This window comes from Legionella pneumophila subsp. fraseri (assembly GCF_000586315.1).
GTDB lineage: Bacteria > Pseudomonadota > Gammaproteobacteria > Legionellales > Legionellaceae > Legionella > Legionella pneumophila_B.
Genome location: NZ_JFIM01000034.1, coordinates 27,282 through 44,880 on the forward strand (window position 1 = coordinate 27,282; position 17,599 = coordinate 44,880).

A 17,599-nucleotide genomic window follows, 5' to 3' on the forward strand; every position below is an offset into this window, starting at 1 on the left:
TTGTGTTAGATCACTGTTTTTCGTACCATAAACTAATAAATTAATTCGTGCCTTTTTCTTGAATCAACCACAGGGCAGGAAAAGTCAATAAAGCCATTACCATCAAATAAATAGAAAATGCAAAATGTATGTACACATAACTTAATAGCAAAATAATGAGTGGTGCTGTGCCCCCAAATAGAGAATTAGACAAGTTAAAAAATAAAGTAAAGCCGCTGGCCCGCTCTTCCAGTGGTAATTGTTCAAGGCTGGCGATAAATGCGCTTCCAATAAAAAAAGAGATAATGATAGCTAACACACTGCAGGCGATAATAATCTGCAATAATGTGCCTGTATTAATTAAATAATTTATGACTACAACACTGCATAGAGTTGCAATTAAACTCACCGCCAAAGGGAAGCGTCTGCCTAAAACATCAGAGGTGAAACCTGATAATAAGAGACCCACGCTATAAGAAATCATCCCTATGATAATGACATCCATCGCTGCAGTTAATGGCAACTCCTGCTGTTGCAGATAGGAAGGCATATAAACAAAGAAGGTATAAAAGCTACTGTTACAATAAATTGCCAAAAGAAAAATAGCAGCAATTGCTTTTTTCCGATAACGCCAGGCATTCAGTATGGGATGAGATTGTCTTTGAGCAACTACTTTTGCAAAATCGGTTAATTCTCTGGTTTGACTTCGCAAATAAAGTCCGGCAAAACCTACGAATATGCCTATTAAAAATGGGAAGCGCCAGAAGGAATCGAGATGCTGTTTGGAAAAAAATATCATGGTTATTTTGCTTACTATTATTGCAAGCAACAGCCCACAAATCGAACCCAAGGTGACAAAGCTGACTGCTAAACCTTTATGGCGCATGCTCACATTTTCATAAATGTAAATACTGGCTAAGGTCATTTCTCCTGCTACAGAAACCCCTTGAGTTAATCGACAGAGCGTGAGCAATATTGGAGCAAAAATGCCAGCCTCTTGGTAAGTAGGTAATAAACCAATAAAACCTGATGAAAAAGTCATAACCATAAGAGTCATAGTCAATGTTTTTTTGCGGCCAATTTGGTCACCCAGATTCCCTAACCAATAAGCAGAGAATGGCCGAACAAGGAAACCTGCGGCGAAAACACCAAATGTTGCGATGAGAGCAGTGTGTTTATCGGTAGTGGGGAAAAAAAGCGGCGCCAAAATAGGCGCCATAAACCCATAAATGGCATAGTCGTACATTTCAAACAAGGTACCAAAAGAGGCTGCCGCAATAATCCTTTTATCCATATCCAAGCTGTTGTTTTTGTTTTACGGGTAAGTGGTACAGCCTACTTTAACTCAATTGATTTCTGCTCTTGCTTCTCTGTCTCCACCTCCTCTATGGCAGGTGTATTACGACTAAAGAAACCAGCTATACTAGGTCTTGATGGTAACACAGACACAATCAATTGTCTTAGTGAAACTGTTTCAGACTCAAGAGGTCTGGGTAATTCGTCAAGAGAAAGTTTTTGCGGGTGACTTGCAATATAGTCATTACTGTCTTCGAGGTATTTACAAATAAAAGACTCATAAACCCCTAGACCCGTATCATACTTTAGCAAATATAAATCGGCCAGATGCGTATCCAGTTGGCCATCACTGTTTCTGCCATATTTTGTCTCAAGAAATGTTATTCCTTGTTCGCTTAGTGAAGCCCAATGCCACTGCTTATAGGTGTCTCTTTTAATACGGTAATCTTCAGGACAGGGATCAACGAAATGTTCAAGCTGAGAATTGGATTCAACACTTTCTGCAAGCGTTGCATGCCCTGCCCCTAAAGTAAGATCACCTGTATGATTGATATGAATTTGGTAGGGTGTGTCCTGGCCATAGCTCTCTCCTGGACGAATATCCCAACCCGTGTAACGAAGCAGAGGACGCACTGTATAACGCAAAGTGGAGAACAGCCCCAGATTTCCTTCGACAGCAGCTTGAAAGGTGGAAAAGGTATTATTCATAATGCATCTTACGGTAACATTGGATTGCAGTTTGAATTGATCACTGACTTTTTTTGCTACCGCTGCACCAAAGGAGTCGCCTTGAAAAAGGATATCATCAATTGATATGCCTTTTTCAAGCAAGGTATTGGCCAATGCTATTCCAGTGTTAACCATATCATTGGCTTCCAATACTTCACCTCCCAGTTTTTTCATGCCCGGGTATTCAAAAGCGTAATAATGTGCTCCCGTTATTTGCACGGCTTTTGCTATATCAATCAGGCAATCTTGGTATTGCGTTCCTATTCCAGTGAAGTAAATCACATGCTTTCCCTTTCCAACCACCTTGAACTTCTCATTAAGTGTGGAGCTTGATTGATTGGAATTATTCTGAAAACCTATCACCTCGGTCATACATGTTGTTTGATTGGCCAAGGTCACTTCTATTTCAAAGCGCTCAAATTCAATACTGGATAATTGTTCATGGTAGGGAGAATCCACTTGACGTATTGCTTCTACAAAACAGGCAAAACGCTCTTCCAATGACATCTCTGAATTACCGAACCCATTTTTGACATACCAGTCTTCTCTATTGGGAGGAAAAGTTCTTGCGGCAATTTGTCTTTGTAACCAGATTTGTACTCTTGAATTCGGCATAGTGAACACCCCCTGTTTTTTTGAACAACAATTGTGCATATGATTTCTTAATTAGTCAATGTTTTTTGCCTATTTTCAGAAGTAATTCCTATCTTCTATGCAGTGGAGGTTTAAATCCGATTTCACCAAATCAAACTCGCTTTAGTACAGCCTGTATAAGAAGTTTGTATACACAACATACAAACAATTTATTTTAATTATATTCAATAAACATATATTATAACCATTATGAATAAACAATAATCCATTAATTGGGAGATTTTCATAATGCTTTACGAATTAGTATTAACCAGGAGAACCAACCTGAGGCAAGAGTTTCTCTCTATACCTTATGGCGTCACTTCGCTTGATTTAGGTTTGAATGAATTAGGCAGTATAAACAATGCTGAATTAATAAGGGCTTTTGCCAATATACCTGACAGCGTTACTGCGTTGGATTTGGCTAACAATCACTTATGCGATAAAAGCGGTACTGAGTTGGCACAACTCTTGGCCGCCATCCCTGCCAATGTCACTTCTCTTGATTTAAGCTCTAATAATCTCGACAGAAGAAGTGGTGCTGAGTTAGCAGAAGCCTTTGCTGCTATCCCAACCAATGTAACTTCGCTTTATTTGTCTTGTAATGGCATGGGCAATATCCATGGTGCCGAGCTAGCAAAGGCCTTTGCGGCTATCCCTGCCAGTGTGACTTCACTGGATTTAGGAATGAATTATTTCGACCTGGAAAGCAGCAATGACTTATCACAAATTTTTACCAGTATCCCTCCTCACGTGGTGTCACTTAATTTAAGCTTCAACTCCTTGAATGAAGTACCCTTTAAAAAGTTAGTACTCCTTAAGGATTCGTTAAAGCATGTGCAAACTGTGTACTTGAGCTTTTATAATGTCAAAGAAATGTCCAAAGAACAACGAAAAGCACTGGGTTCTGTATTTCCCAATGTGCAAAAAATCATTTTGCTGGATGATTATGGCGATGAAATTCAACCATCTATAACAATCGCTAACCTCATTAGGGAAGTTTCTGGAAAAGCAGATGCTCCATCATTGCTAAATCAATGCATTCTTTTTGCCCGAAGACATCAAACAGGTTATATGGAAAAGAATATCCCTGAGGAATTAAAAGAAAACATTCGAACTTTCAATTCTCACTGATTGATAGTCTTGAGCAATCTTTGTTTACTCTTGTCAATAAATAAAAAATACCAAAAATTTGTTTGACTCTTCGTAGTCAAACAAGAAATGGAATAATCGACAAGGAGAAACAAATCTTGTTAATCTTTGAAATTAATCTTTGAAAGTTGCGGGGGAATTAAGCATTTTGGATATTTCGCCAAGATGCATTTCTTCTTCTTGAATCATTTGTCTTGCAAATTCTTCAACTAACACCGACTTGTTTTCTGCATATTGTAATAATTGATAATACAAATCCAGGCTTTGCCTTTCATGCTCAAGCGACTCTTCTAAAATATTACTAATATTATGTTCATGGGTCTCTAATAACTTACCAATTTTAAGCGTAGGATGATAGGAAAAATGAGTAATGAGTTCACCGATTAGATGAGCGTGGTTCAAACTCTCTTGAGCCTGATCACGCATCCATTTACAGATAGGGATGCGATTAAAACCAAACACCATAAAGGAATAATGGGTATAGCGCACTACCCCTGCCAACTCGATCTCTAATAATTTGTTTAGAGTTTTTATGATGGCATCATCAATGTCTTGAGTTTCAGATCGTTTATGTTTCATATGCTAACCTGTTATTTTACTTATGTAAGTATAGAATAATTCCAGGAAAATCTCGAAGCGTTATCAATTATTGAGAATTGTCTCTTATATTCAAGCCGGATACGAAGACTACCTTTGAGGAACTAATGTTCTTTTTATTAACTATTGAAAGATTAATAGAAAACATGGCACATAACCTGATCTTAATGATCTATATTAGCGATAAAAACATAAAATTTATAAATATTGAAAAAAACATTTGCATTTAACTCAAGATTTGCATTAATCTGAATGGGACTCACAAGGAAAAGGAGATCACCATGAGTAACAAAGCGAAAAACACTCACCTCAAAGATGGAGATAATCAAACCAAGCAAACTTATTCCAATTCGGGATCACCACTTTTTTTTAGTCAAAAGCAAATAACCCCCTCATCGGGAACACTGGAAACAAAAAAACCACAGGAAGGAAAACAACCCACGCAAGAAATCAGCCTGGAAACAACTACAGACATTTTATTAGCCGCTATTTTGCAAGAATTAAAAACGCAAAATATGATTGAACTCATGAAACTCAAAGCTCAACAGGAACAGGAGCAAGAGGAGTTAGAAACCATTGAAAAAATGAAAGAGAAAGATGATGCCCGGTTTAATGAAATCCGGCAAACGATGTATGCCTGATTAACAGGACATCCTTCTTAACCAATTAACAGTGAACTGTTAATTGGTTTGTCCACTGACAAGAGTACATGTTACCTCAAAAGAAAAGCCCCAAACGTCATTAGACTTCTTGTATAATCTGCTTATTTTATTTACGCATCACATAGTAGGTATTCATGATGTCATGTTCCAGATAATGCTCTTCAATTTTTCCAAAGCCCGCTTCAACCAGCATTTTTTCGGCAAGCTCCTCTCCCCAGGCCGCACCAAGACCTAAGCCATTTTGAGACAGAGACACCGTCATACAATGCATACAGGATATGGTATAAATAAATGCCCCCAATGGATGATGAACATTGCCTGCCACGTCACTGGAAGTTTTGATATCCTGCATCAGGAAAATACCTTGAGGCTTCAACGCTTTGAACACATTACCCAGTACCTGCGCTGGTTTGGCCTGGTCATGAATCACATCAAAACTGGTAATCAGATCATATTTGCCCAGCTCATCCCAGACCGACAAATCCATTTTTTCAAAATGGATATTGTGCACATTATTTTCCTTGGCTGAGTGTAAAGCATGAGCAATGGTTTCATCACACAGATCATAGCCGATAAATTGGCTTTGAGGATACGTTTTAGCCATTAATATCAAAGCACGCCCATAGCCACAACCAATATCAAGCACCTGAATTCCCTGGTTCAGTTTATCAACCAGACCGTCAACCATAGGCAAAATTTTGTCGGTCAAGGAAGATAAAATCGTTTGCCCACTCTCTTCTGCCATGACTTCATGAAAACGATGGTAAGCCTCATAAGGAACACCGCCACCGTGTTTGAAAGCGTCTACTATGCCATTTTCCACATAGGCCAGAACAGGAATAAATTGAGCTATCACTGCCATGTTCTGTGGTGAAGAATTTCTGGTCAGAAAAGAAGCATGTTCTGCTGGTAATTGATAGGTCTTTGCGTGCGCATCATAATCTACAATGCCTCCGACCACGAGGGCATTAAGCCATTCCCTGGCATAACGCTCATTGCAGCCAGCCGTCTGTGCTATGACTTCACTGCTTGCAAAATCAAGCCCGTCCATGACATCAAACAGACCGGTTCGATGACCGATGGATATCATCAATGTCAATGCGGCATCATTGAGAATGGATAAAAGACGCTCGGCAAACGCGTCAGCTTGGGCTTGATCAAAACGTCCTGTTTTCATCTTGCGCTCCCCAAAATAGGTAATCTTTAGAATCCCATAGAGAAAATAATGTATCTAACGTAATAGATAAGGATTATAAAAGAAGCAGTCGATATCCAGAGGCCGTATGGGTTGAGGAGATGCGTACGCATCGTCTCGAAGCCTTGGCAAGAAACATTAAATTCCATACAAGGCTTCGAGACGGCATAAATGCCTCCTCAGCCCGAACGATTCAAGACAACGACCTGTCTTATCCACAACTCACGTTACCTCATATTATAGACTATGGGACATTCCATGTTATGAGCATCAATTTGCCAGGGACCTATTTAATATTTCATGTATAAAAGCGTCTTCCTAAAATACTCTATTTTTATCGTCTAATATTCGATTATTTTTCTTCAAAATTCATCAAAGCATTTTCATGAACCAGCTCATGATGATGTTCTGTTAATCTCCCCTCATAGACAATAGGGGATTCCCACTCATCGCCGGCAAATCGATATTCTTCTGTAGAAAAATGTTCAAATGCATAGGGTATCCCTTGGCCAATTAAAGGAGATGGTTTATCAATAACATGAAAATGCAAATGCGGTGCGTCGGAATTACCCGAATTACCCAATTTTGCAATCAATTGATTCTTACGAACGAACTCTCCCTTGGTGACCTTAATACTATGAGGAATTAAGTGGGCATATAGAGCATATTGTTGTTTTGCAATTTCAATAATCACATAATTACCGGCCATATTACTCAGTGTAATAGGATAATCACGTCCAGGTGGAGTATTATCAGGAACACCATCGTAAACATCGACCACTTTACCATCTGTAACGGAGTAAATATTCGCGCCATAACTGTAATAATTGTCATTTTTATAAGGGTTTTCTTTATAAATATGACCATCAGACCCGAACTGCATAAAATCGATTGCATACCGCTCGGGGTAATAAACAATCCCATGGGCTGCAACTCTTGCACGGCGATGTAAAGAATGATTTGATGGGCCGTTAATTGCCATCCAATGCTTTCCATCCAAAGGATTGGCAATGACCAAAGGCTGAGTAGTTTTTACATGAGTGGGAGCAGCCAGGAAAGAATACCTGATTTCTTCTTCGGATAGTTGGGTTTTCGATGAGTAAAGATGAAAACGATGCGTTAATTTTTTAGGTATTTCACCAAGACTATCGAATTTCACCATAAAAAATAATAAACCACGCTCGCCCGGTCTTAAAGTCAGGTCTAATTTTAAATTCTTGGAATGACCACCAAAAGAATAAATCATCTTTCGCAGCTGTTCTTGATTATAGGAAAAAAGAACTTTACGAGGTTGCCTACCATTTAATACCTCAACGTTTTCCAAAGAAAAGGGATAGTCACCCACATTGGTAAGAAAAACCTCATACGTGAGATAAGGATTTCCCTCAATAGTCACCGGTTTTGGAGAATAAAATGTTTCGGCCTCCAACTGAAAATAAGCCAGTTTATCCTGATTGGACCCCGATGGAGTGGGAAAAGCTTGTAGATCCCGTGCGAAAATCAAACAACTTGCAAGAAATAAAAAAATTGTGAAACGAAATAATTTTATCATTTAAAACCCTTGGTAAATTTCCAGAACAACGTCCTATTTTCAATAAGCTCATCATTAATTCCCTGTAGTCAATGGCAAGGGTTTTATCATGATGAGATGGTTTGGATCCTGGCTGAAATCTGTTCTCTGAAAGCCCGCTTTTTCATAACAACGAATGGCTTGTTGGTTATTAACATCTGGGTCAATAACAATGGCTTTGAAACGAGTCAGAAATTTATTAATAAAACAATTAATGAGTTCTACTCCTAACCCTTTGCCTCGCCCTTGGCTTTCGGCGATGAACAAATCGATTCCAGCTAAATCCCCGGGATTGTATTGTTGAAAAAGAAGACTCTCATAACCATCAATTCCATCGGGTAAAGAGTCTTCTGTGAGCGAATAAAACTGGATGAACCCGAAAGGCAAATCGTCTTTATATACAATGAAACTTGGAACATGCTCCGTACCTACAATTCTTGGTTCATATTTTTCTTTGATGTCATTGATTGACCAGTTTTTATCTCTCGCATACCAGTGATTAATAATTGGCTCCTGAAACCATTGATGAAGCTGATTTAAATCATTGATGCTCAGAGGTTGAAATTTAAAATCACTCATGACCTGGCTCTTTGAATTGTTTATCAATGTAATAATGAATCACATCCGATGTATACCAGATTAGCTTCCTGTTTTCAGGTCTTCCGATAATCATGATTCACTATGCAGCGGGCAAAAAATTGAGTGCTTATTCTACCACAGTTTTCATCGCCTGGATTTTCTTGTGATTGAGATAGATTATCATCGCATCAGTGCAGGTTGGGCTGATTGCCCAACCGCAAATCTAATTCAATAACGCTGGATCAAATGGCTGACCATTCACTGTAAATTTGGTGTGTTCAAGAGTAAAAGAAGCGTGATAATAATCGCCTTCAACCTTTAAAACACCTTGACTCACCAATTTTTGCAAGAGTGCTTCTGTTTGCTTATCGGCATCTGCATCGACATCAACCGACTGGTCAGAATCAGGCTGTGTGGCCTGAGATTGAGACACATCAGCTGGTGTAGCTGTTTTTGATTTGATTGATTCCAATAATAGCTGCTTGACCAGTTTGATTGGCGCTTTAAACTGACCATTGCCTTTCAGATTTTGCCAGAGGTCTTCAGGATTGCTGAATGAATTCGTGGTTAAAGCCATGTTCATCGAACTGGACAAATGCCCATGTGGTGTATCCAGCTCCTGATTCAGACTGAGTGTCGCACCTTTGGAAACCAGATTAAAAATTTCAGCCAGGATCGCGATTTGATTGGAAGGATAGTCATAGTTCAATTGATTGAGCTTGGCCATCGCTTTAGGATCCAGATTTTTAAGCTCGATTTTTAATTGGCCAGGACCATAGCTGTTATTGTTCATTAGAAATTTATTCAGGGATAATTGCAAATTAAAATCCAGTAAATTGTTGTTGATTCCAGCCCAGGCATCCATACTCAGATCTTGCAAATCAAACACTGGCTGTGAATTAGTGATGGTAGAAACAGAAGACAGCAGGATAGATGAATCACCAAGCCATAAATCGTCCGTGTAGCGATTCAATGCAAAACTGACTTTGACTTTACCAATCCTGACATCGGTTTCTTGCACTTTCGTACTCATACCGTACATAGTCACATGACCAGAGGCCTTGTCAACCTTGGGATTGACTTTGAGGTTTGCACTTAAGCCTTGCCAGACGAAAACAAAGTTGCCTTGATCACCATTGTTCGTGCCTTGCATATTAATTGAGGGCAAACTATAGCTCACAACGGTTTGATTTAAATAGTTGATCAAAGCCCCATAATGGGTTTCCGGCTTGGTTGTGACCCAGGCGAGACCAAAACGCAAGCCATTATTAGTCATGATGACAGGGCCATGGTGTACAATCATAGGCAAATCCAGACTCAAATGAAGCGCCGGCTGCACTGTAACATTACCCTGTGCGTCTTTGTTTTCCTGGGCAGGCAAATTAACAAGTAAATTCAAAATGGCGGTAGAGCAGAACCATCCACGTTGATTATCTTTTAATTGCCAAGTCAGGAAGGGATTCTTGGGAATATTATCGACGTTTTTTTTCGCCGTGCTTAAGGCCATTATGCCAATAATGGGGTAGGAACATAAGACGATGACTATTAACAGCAAAACACTGATAATCCATTTTTTCATAGCTGTCCAATATTAATCCTTAGTAATTAATATTTAGACCAGAAAAAGCCGCTTGTAAAATAGACCACTGGCATAACCTGATTTTTCAATAAGGCAACTCACTTTGCCAAAAGACATCAAACAAACATTGAGGACTTGAACATTCCTGATGAGTTAACGGAAAGCATTCAAACCTGCAAACCTCTCTGATTGATGGTCTTGAAGCTTCTTTCTATTGCTTTTGTGAACAAGTTCAAAAGCGATGAAGTAGGGGTTAATTAATCGTCTGCATTATGTTGTAGCAATGCAGCAAAAACCGAGGTATTAACGGGTTTTTACGATATTTTTGCGAAAAAAAATTTTTGAGTAAATCGAACACGTTAATACCCAAAGTATAATTTATGACCAAATTATTTTTTGAGTGAACTTATGTCTTACATGAAAATAGAAGAACTTCTTTTAAAAGATACCATGAAAAAAGCCCAGATCCCGGGTGTATCCATTGCTTATATCAATAATCAAGGAATCATTTCCACCCAGGAGATAGGGTTTACAGATGGATGTGGCCTTGTCAAAATGTCTAAAGATCCCACCCAGTGCCCATTTCAGGAGTTGGTTCTTGGATCTAAAAATGAATTAGGTATCGGGACTAAAAACACGGTCATTGCATTTAACAAGGAACTTTATTATGTTGACCAGGCAGCAAAAATGGTTCAGAAAATTGCGTTAACAGAGGCAAATAAAATAGCCTATGAAATGTTGCATGCAAAATGCACCGAAACCTATCAATTGGCTGATGGCAATGAACATGAATTCATTGCAGCTCTAACAGGTCGCATGCCACCAACCGAAGTGAAGCCAGACACCGTTTTTGGCGCAGCATCTCTAAGCAAACCGCTCTTTGCTTATCTGGTACAAAAATTGGTACAAGCCAATGCAAATAATACATCTCAAACAGGCTATGATCAATTTATTCTGCCTGACACTATAAAGAGCTTTGATTTGGATACTCCCCTTTTCCATATTCTCCCCCTGGAAGAATTCAATATTGACGGCATGACATTTGACCTGTCTGACGAATCTGTCGTTGCTCTTTCTAAAGCACTAACCGCCAGGATGGTGCTGTCGCATACGAGCGGACTGGCTCATGGGGAAATGAAATTTCAGTTCCTGCCCAACTCTCAAGAAAAAGAACATGGGTATTCGAACGTTGGAATTATTTATTTGCAACAAGTGATTGAAAAACTGACTGGTTCAGATCTTGGAACACTGGCCCAAAAACATGTGTTTCAACCTTGCGGTATGGTGCATAGCACTTATGGGCCCAAACCATGCGCAGCCAATTCTCTATGGACTACAGCAGGAGATTATGCCAATTTCGTCAAACACCTAATCCATGACAGTACGATTGAGAATCCCTTTGTTCCCCACACTGACATGACAAAAGATAAGGGGTTGGCAGGAGCAATCGGAATAGCCAAAGGCAACATACCCGATACTATTTTGCAACGTGTTGCATGGGGCTTAGGCTGGGGATTACAAACCAATGATGAAGGAAAAGCTATCACAGCCTACCATTCAGGCGATATGAATGATTACAGAGCCTGGGTCATAATCGACTTGCAGGACAAGGATAAGAAAAATGCCGTGGTATTTTTCGCTAACTCGCATAATGGGCACATTCTTGCCGAACAAATCATTCCTAAGACCATGCGAATGGAACAGGCTGCCAACTACTTTTTTGCAAAATGGGGCTTTGCCAGAAATTTCACTGAATTAGGCGGAAAAACTACTCGACTGGGTATTAAATCATCCTCAGGTAGCTTTGATAGCTATCCTGATACGTCCATTCAGGATGAACCTGTTGAGATAAAGAAGGAGACAGAAAAATCAGATATCTCATCAATCGAGACCTATACTGCAGGAAGGACTTTTAATACTTGAACTGACCAGTTTGGCTAACCAGGCGACGCCTTCATCATACTGACTCTTGCTATGGGTCACAAGGTAAATAGGTGTTGGCTCCAGATCGAAGGGTAAAGGTTGCATTCCCAGATTAAATTGCCCGGCAAATATATTAATTAAAAAACTTGGAGCCGTGGAAATCACAGCATCTGAATTGGCTACGGCAAAAATAGCAGGCAAGATATTTTTTACAAAGAGCATGTCATTACGTACCAGCTTTCTTTTATACAAATACTCAGCGGAGTGACTATAGCGTTCTTGATTAAAACTAAATGCAATATGTTTATTGCTTATGTAATCTTCCAAAGACAGAGGCTTGTTTATAAGTGGATTATTCTTGCTCGCAAAACAAATAATTTCCTCCTCATACAATTTTTTAACTTTGAGTTGTGCTGATAGAGAGTTTTCATTAATAGCTCCTATTGCCAAGTCTACATTCTCATCGATAAACAGGTGTGGATCATCAGCCATTGACTGAATTGTTGTTTCAATCACAATATGAGGCAGTTTTTCAAGAGCCGACATCAGGGAAGGTAACAAAATTAATTCAACGTAATCCGGCAAAGCGATTTTAAATGATCTTTTAGTTTGAAAGGGATCAAATCTTTCACTAGGCTGCAGGATATTTCTTATAAAAAACATCACTCGCTCTAATTGTGGCTGCAACTCTTTAGCTTTTGGAGAGAGAAAATATTCCCCTTTACCAGGAATTAATAGCGGGTCTTTAAATAGCTCTCTCAGTTGTTTTAAAGAAGAACTCATGGCTGGTTGACTGACAAACACTTTCTCTGCAGCAGCACTCACGCTTTTTTCATTGAGTAGAGCATCCAGATGTAATATGAGATTTAAGTTAATTCGTTTAAAAGGAATCGCCATGTTATCCTCTCGGCAATCGTTCTCTCCTAATATTAGTATAAGAAATTTGAAAACATCCAGATGCTTACCTGACTGGTAACACCGCCAAACAGGCAGCATTACCTGATATCAAGCTATTGTTCTTTCTAATGTTATTGCATTAGTCCAAGAGATTTATCTCTGGAAGTAATGTGTAATGTTGAATCATCCTCATCTTTTTTAACTAATTGAAGTTGGTAGTCTGCAACAAACTTGGCAATCATTACTTTAAATAAGGACTCGGTCACTGCAAATGCAGGGCAATTGCGCAGTCCTACTGAAAAGGGAATAAAGGGGAACTGACCTACGGTATGATTTTTATTGTTACTGCTCATACCCCCCTCTTCAGCAACTTGTTCTATGTCCTTTTGTAAGAAACGGGTAGGGTCAAACTCTTTAGGATTAGTCCAGTATTGTTCACCTTTAGCTAAAGCATGCAAATCAAATATCATCATTGTATTCGGTGGTATGGTCATTGAATCCGATGAATAGCCATTTTGAGTATATCTTGGCACCGCTACAGGCGCGTCAAACCGCACTGATTCCTTATAAAAGGCATCTAATAACGGTAAAGATTTAAGAGTTCTTATATCTATTCCTTCTTCGATTATCAAATACGATCGGTCCATTTCATCACGAAGCATCGCAAATTTGTCCGGATCTGATGCGATTTGCTCCAGACACAAAACAATGGCGTCGGTGAGATTGTCTGCTGCTTTTAATATCATCGGAAGTGATTGAACTATAGGATTTTCAAAATATTTTCTAATGTCTTCACTGGATAAAGATCTTAAGGCAGAGAGCAGTTCTTCATTGGAAAGAGTCGGGTTTTCATCTTTAAATAAACTAACCACAGAAGCTGCAATTAAATTTGTGTTTCCTGGCTGAGGATCGGAATGAAGTACTTCAACCAGTTTTTCAAACTCTTGCTCCAGAATACCTTTTGAAAAAGCTCGATACACATCCCGTTTTTGCCTCAAGCTCGGCATAAAATTGAGTAATTCAGGAAAAGGAAATGCCCCCCATCTCTTGACATCATTTCTATAAGATGCCATCACATCGTAAGTATTTTCTGGTAATTGCTTGATGCCCAGCATATTTTCCACCATCACTGCGCGAACAATTCCACAGATTGTATGTCGAAGTTGGATATCTGCATCACAATCGACACGTTTTTCTACTTCTTTAATAGTGGGATTAACCAGTCTTGAGGGCACAAGAAAACGAGACAGGTTCTTTCGAGAAGAAAGGGCTGCGTGTCCAGTATCTGAAATAATAAAAAAATCATTACCAGAAAAAAACTTAAAAGATGCATGCCCTCTTCGACCAGATTTTTCCTGGTCAAATTGATTCAATAATTCAGTCAGTTGAGATTGAGACTTTGGTGTAATGACCGCGTAGTTTCCCCCCAAATATCCCAAACTGACAACACTATATCCTGCTTCACTGCTTCGTGCTTTAGAAGTTAATGACTGGATCATCGATTTAGGATCACGAATAAATTCTCTGGTATAGCCAATACCAAATCGTTCTATTTGCCCCAAAAGACCTGTTACAGCCTGATACGCCTGATTTGAGTAATAACGAATACCCAACACGATTGAACTTGCAAATAATTCACCAAACATAAACCATCCAAAACAAAAGGCCAACCAAGTTGGTCTATAGTAATACATTTAGAAAATATTGGATACACTAAGGCGTTTTTTATTTCGCATAGATTGATTATGTGATACTTATCATTCACACCTATAAACTACCAGGAAATGATTCAGATATCGTTGCTTGTAAAGAATCAATAGTAGCGATACAATGACCTTGCCTATAAAGTTATGATCTTCAGCAAGTCTCGATTCCTCCGGTGCTGGATACAAAGACATAATTTTGGTCGAGGGATACTTTCGTTTTTAATACGAGGTATCCTATGGCGACGACAGAAACTCAAACATCATCTTATACCAAAAATCTGACACTCAACCTTGATCACTACCCGGGAGGGGTTGCAATTTGGGGTGCATTACCCGCTCTTTTTGACACGTCAAACCAAGGCTTTGATCGAGGTGTCCATGTTCACGCGCGTCTTGCCGATTCGTCTAAAAAAGTGATAGACGCAACCTATGACCATGTCACAGTTATTTCCGGATATCGTATTTTTACAATTACAGAGGAAGCTGCTGTTCATTTCAGCATGTCCGCCATTTTTGATATCAAAATTACATCATTAACATGTCAGCACTGCTCTCAGTTGATTACTTCCGTTGGCTACGCTGCAGTCAGGCCATCACGCCAGCATCAATGTAATCATTGTGGTGAAATCACGACTACAACTACAGACTGCATCAGCAATCCAATTATGTTACTTAAAGAATTGATAGGAGATGAGCAAGTTAAAAGGCCTGCAGTTATCCCCAACCGCACCATTGTAATTGATCCCGAACGCTACAGTGGCGGCATTCAAATTTGGGGTTCTAATCCATCAATTATTTGGACTGCTAAAAGACTGGAAGAAAGCGCTATCCATATTCATGCTTACAATGACAGTGGCAAAAGAGTTATAGATAATACTTATGGTAGTGTTTCTTTAGCTGGTTATAAACTGGATATCGAAATGATTCGAGTTCTGCAAATCCAACTGGCATTGCCCAATTTAGCATTACACCTGACAACCGTGTATTGTCCTCATTGCGGTAAGGAACAGTTTGATCAGGGGATTTGGTCTGTTTGCGCCCATAAGCACAGGGTTTGCTTACTATGTAAACAAACTTTTATATCTCAATACGTGATCAGCAACCCCGCTTTTGACGTACTAACCCATGTTTCTGGAGCGATCTCTCAATGCGCACATTAAACACAATATTTAAAGTCGGTGCACTTATTTTTAATGAACAAAATCAGTTACTTGCTGTACATAAAAAAGGAAAACCACCCATGGAATTTATTGTTCCAGGCGGCGTTATGGAAGAAAATGAAACTGATGAAGAGACTCTGCGTCGAGAAATCAAAGAAGAACTTGACTCCGATATCATATCATTTCAGTTTTATAAGCAATTTGAAGACAAGGCAATCTATGAGGAAAAATGGCTGGTGATGCGCACTTATATTGTCACTCTGGACCGTGTTCCTAAACCTGCGAATGAAATTGATCAACTGGTATGGCTTGGGCATGATTATCATGAAAGTGGCTATCGTTTTGGATCCATTTTAGGCAAACAGATTATTCCTGATTTCTTTAAATAAACCATCGCGATACATTCACAGGAACTTTTGGTTCGAACCAGGATATGAAGTCCGAACCTCAGTAGGTGCCTTTGGAGAAGATTCTTTAAAGAACCCCAACCTTTTTCCAGAAAAACCTTCATGATGGGCTTTATCAGCCATCATTTTACGATTTATCTGATTGGCTAATCTAACTTCCTCAAATAAAAAAACCGCAAAAGCTTTGGTAGGAATTTGAGCCACTCTTTGTATGTCACGCTGAGAGGTATCTTGCTTCAAAAGAACAGAGTCAGCCAATTCCGTTTCAGTTAATGCGATCGCATAAGGCCCCACAAAGAAAGAGTCTCCATGGATTACATTACTGGCAATTTTCATGGTATAGCCAAATGGTATTTCAAAAGCGGCGAAATCAAATGCCCCGTCTTTGCGCTCAAATCCCAGAATCAATGCGCCGCGGCACTCAGGAGATAAGGGTGTAAAAACATGAGGAAATGGGTGTGTTTCTACAAACAATCCACCACCACCTCGTACATTCATTACGTAGTCTTGAATATAATCAGCATCCCATTGATACTCAACCAGATACAGGTTTTCCAGCGACGATTTATCAACAGCATCCAGGGTAAATGGTTGCTCCAGAGGGATCAGTTCGGCACCATATTTAGCTAAAAATGATGCAGGTACAGCCAATGCATTCATTTTAGGGATATTCATTACTTTCATATCAGGTGAGATAATCAGTACCCCCAAGCCACCAAAAACACTGGCATCCCTCCCACTGCCCCCTCTTTCCTGGTTTTTATTTTTCCAGGTTGCCTTCAGAGTTAATTCTTCCGGGGAAGTTAAGGAAATAGCGCCTTTTGCAGAAGGTAAATCATCCTCACTTATTCCAGTGGCAGTTAACATATCGATTTCTGTGCCCGTTTTAAGAATGGCATGAGCCTTTGCTGCTTTCATTAGTGGTTTACTATCAGGCAGATCAGGATTTCGTCGGTCAACCATCGTGGATTGCAAGCCATGTAAATGCTCTGCTACCACCTCAGATGGTAATTTGCTTTTCATGCATATGGAAGAGGTGCATATTTCATTATTTTTGCTGGAAGAAGTTATTCCGGATCCCGAATTGTTTCGGGCAGTTTTATCGAAGAGTACTTTCATAATTATAACCACATATCTTATAGATTAAAAAAAGTCATTACTGATTTATTTAAATAAAAATTGTTCTAATTGTAATCTAAAAAGATTAAGTAATTATTAAATAAAGAACTATATGTTTAAAAATTATAAATAATTTCAATCGAAAGATGTTTAAAAAGAGAACTGCTTGCGAAGTAAATTCGACCACATAGATTGATTAATAAGCAAAAATTAAATTATGGCTGGCAAAATTTAAGAATACTCTACTACCTTTTAGAATCAGGCTGGCTATACTTAAATAATGCATTATAGTTTTTCGGGTATTATGAAAAAGAAAGACGAGCAAAATAACCTTACCAAAGGTAAGGAGAATGAACACAATACAATCAGCACTAATTGCGTATTCCGGAGGACTTGATCACTAATTCCGTTAGGCA

General features: G+C 39.1%; 15 protein-coding genes. 5 read left to right on the plus strand and 10 right to left on the minus strand.

Annotated elements, in window-relative coordinates; all coding sequences use genetic code 11:
• Nucleotides 1–40: 40 nt before the first annotated feature.
• Nucleotides 41–1,273, minus strand: coding sequence for an MFS transporter (locus CC34_RS0108645; RefSeq protein WP_027227431.1), 1,233 nt, complete (start codon nt 1,271–1,273; stop codon nt 41–43).
• 41 nt (nt 1,274–1,314) lie between these two features.
• Complete coding sequence (sdbC, locus tag CC34_RS0108650; RefSeq protein WP_027227432.1) at nt 1,315–2,619, minus strand: Dot/Icm T4SS effector SdbC; 1,305 nt, start codon at nt 2,617–2,619, stop codon at nt 1,315–1,317.
• Between the two features lie 267 nt (nt 2,620–2,886).
• On the opposite strand from sdbC, the gene CC34_RS0108655 reads away from it, so the two are divergent.
• Entirely contained in the window at nt 2,887–3,771 is an 885-nt protein-coding gene (locus tag CC34_RS0108655) for a leucine-rich repeat domain-containing protein (RefSeq protein ID WP_027227433.1), read from the plus strand.
• 132 nt (nt 3,772–3,903) lie between these two features.
• Here the strand turns inward: CC34_RS0108655 and CC34_RS0108660 are convergent, their stop codons facing one another.
• On the minus strand, nt 3,904–4,368 hold the full coding sequence (locus CC34_RS0108660; RefSeq protein ID WP_027227434.1) for a ferritin-like domain-containing protein: 465 nt from the start codon (nt 4,366–4,368) through the stop codon (nt 3,904–3,906).
• A 299-nt stretch (nt 4,369–4,667) separates the two neighbouring features.
• Here CC34_RS0108660 and CC34_RS0108665 point away from each other — a divergent pair, with 299 nt between their 5' ends.
• Nucleotides 4,668–5,027: a hypothetical protein gene (locus CC34_RS0108665; RefSeq protein WP_027227435.1), complete on the plus strand. Its 360-nt coding sequence runs from the start codon at nt 4,668–4,670 to the stop codon at nt 5,025–5,027.
• 127 nt (nt 5,028–5,154) lie between these two features.
• Here the strand turns inward: CC34_RS0108665 and CC34_RS0108670 are convergent, their stop codons facing one another.
• From CC34_RS0108670 to CC34_RS0108685, 4 genes are all read right to left on the minus strand, one after another.
• Nucleotides 5,155–6,225 carry a class I SAM-dependent methyltransferase gene (locus CC34_RS0108670; protein WP_027227436.1) on the minus strand — a complete coding sequence of 357 codons (1,071 nt, stop codon included), beginning with the start codon at nt 6,223–6,225 and terminating at the stop codon, nt 5,155–5,157.
• A 370-nt stretch (nt 6,226–6,595) separates the two neighbouring features.
• Nucleotides 6,596–7,795, minus strand: coding sequence for a M23 family metallopeptidase (locus CC34_RS0108675; RefSeq protein WP_027227437.1), 1,200 nt, complete (start codon nt 7,793–7,795; stop codon nt 6,596–6,598).
• Nucleotides 7,796–7,849: 54 nt separating this feature from the next.
• Complete coding sequence (locus tag CC34_RS0108680) at nt 7,850–8,392, minus strand: GNAT family N-acetyltransferase (RefSeq protein ID WP_032830195.1); 543 nt, start codon at nt 8,390–8,392, stop codon at nt 7,850–7,852.
• A 223-nt stretch (nt 8,393–8,615) separates the two neighbouring features.
• A complete protein-coding gene (locus CC34_RS0108685) occupies nt 8,616–9,971 on the minus strand; it encodes a YdgA family protein (protein WP_027227439.1) in 1,356 nt (451 codons plus the stop codon).
• Between the two features lie 408 nt (nt 9,972–10,379).
• Here CC34_RS0108685 and CC34_RS0108690 point away from each other — a divergent pair, with 408 nt between their 5' ends.
• The gene (locus CC34_RS0108690; protein ID WP_027227440.1) at nt 10,380–11,894 is read left to right on the plus strand and encodes a serine hydrolase domain-containing protein; all 1,515 of its coding nucleotides are present in this window, start codon (nt 10,380–10,382) and stop codon (nt 11,892–11,894) included.
• Here the strand turns inward: CC34_RS0108690 and lelA are convergent.
• On the minus strand, nt 11,853–12,791 hold the full coding sequence (gene lelA, locus CC34_RS0108695) for a LysR family transcriptional regulator LelA (RefSeq protein WP_027227441.1): 939 nt from the start codon (nt 12,789–12,791) through the stop codon (nt 11,853–11,855). The genes CC34_RS0108690 and lelA overlap by 42 nt on opposite strands.
• A gap of 131 nt (nt 12,792–12,922) precedes the next feature.
• Nucleotides 12,923–14,437 carry a cytochrome P450 gene (locus CC34_RS0108700; protein WP_027227442.1) on the minus strand — a complete coding sequence of 505 codons (1,515 nt, stop codon included), beginning with the start codon at nt 14,435–14,437 and terminating at the stop codon, nt 12,923–12,925.
• A gap of 296 nt (nt 14,438–14,733) precedes the next feature.
• On the opposite strand from CC34_RS0108700, the gene CC34_RS0108705 reads away from it, so the two are divergent.
• Nucleotides 14,734–15,657 (plus strand): hypothetical protein, encoded by a 924-nt coding sequence (locus CC34_RS0108705; RefSeq protein ID WP_027227443.1) that lies wholly within the window; start codon nt 14,734–14,736, stop codon nt 15,655–15,657.
• Entirely contained in the window at nt 15,645–16,046 is a 402-nt protein-coding gene (locus CC34_RS0108710) for an NUDIX domain-containing protein (protein ID WP_027227444.1), read from the plus strand. Before CC34_RS0108705 ends, CC34_RS0108710 begins: the two co-directional genes overlap by 13 nt.
• A 15-nt stretch (nt 16,047–16,061) precedes the next feature.
• Here CC34_RS0108710 and CC34_RS01000000116285 read toward each other — a convergent pair whose 3' ends face one another.
• Entirely contained in the window at nt 16,062–17,183 is a 1,122-nt protein-coding gene (locus CC34_RS01000000116285; RefSeq protein ID WP_050598212.1) for a hypothetical protein, read from the minus strand.
• Nucleotides 17,184–17,599: the final 416 nt, after the last annotated feature.

Coding starts and splice junctions, on each gene's coding strand:
- CC34_RS0108645 (WP_027227431.1), bottom strand. CDS start 1,273: ATGGATAAAAGGATTATTGCGGCAGCCTCTTTTGGTACCTTGTTTGAA.
- sdbC (WP_027227432.1), bottom strand. CDS start 2,619: ATGCCGAATTCAAGAGTACAAATCTGGTTACAAAGACAAATTGCCGCA.
- CC34_RS0108655 (WP_027227433.1), top strand. CDS start 2,887: ATGCTTTACGAATTAGTATTAACCAGGAGAACCAACCTGAGGCAAGAG.
- CC34_RS0108660 (WP_027227434.1), bottom strand. CDS start 4,368: ATGAAACATAAACGATCTGAAACTCAAGACATTGATGATGCCATCATA.
- CC34_RS0108665 (WP_027227435.1), top strand. CDS start 4,668: ATGAGTAACAAAGCGAAAAACACTCACCTCAAAGATGGAGATAATCAA.
- CC34_RS0108670 (WP_027227436.1), bottom strand. CDS start 6,225: ATGAAAACAGGACGTTTTGATCAAGCCCAAGCTGACGCGTTTGCCGAG.
- CC34_RS0108675 (WP_027227437.1), bottom strand. CDS start 7,795: ATGATAAAATTATTTCGTTTCACAATTTTTTTATTTCTTGCAAGTTGT.
- CC34_RS0108680 (WP_032830195.1), bottom strand. CDS start 8,392: ATGAGTGATTTTAAATTTCAACCTCTGAGCATCAATGATTTAAATCAG.
- CC34_RS0108685 (WP_027227439.1), bottom strand. CDS start 9,971: ATGAAAAAATGGATTATCAGTGTTTTGCTGTTAATAGTCATCGTCTTA.
- CC34_RS0108690 (WP_027227440.1), top strand. CDS start 10,380: ATGTCTTACATGAAAATAGAAGAACTTCTTTTAAAAGATACCATGAAA.
- lelA (WP_027227441.1), bottom strand. CDS start 12,791: ATGGCGATTCCTTTTAAACGAATTAACTTAAATCTCATATTACATCTG.
- CC34_RS0108700 (WP_027227442.1), bottom strand. CDS start 14,437: ATGTTTGGTGAATTATTTGCAAGTTCAATCGTGTTGGGTATTCGTTAT.
- CC34_RS0108705 (WP_027227443.1), top strand. CDS start 14,734: ATGGCGACGACAGAAACTCAAACATCATCTTATACCAAAAATCTGACA.
- CC34_RS0108710 (WP_027227444.1), top strand. CDS start 15,645: ATGCGCACATTAAACACAATATTTAAAGTCGGTGCACTTATTTTTAAT.
- CC34_RS01000000116285 (WP_050598212.1), bottom strand. CDS start 17,183: ATGAAAGTACTCTTCGATAAAACTGCCCGAAACAATTCGGGATCCGGA.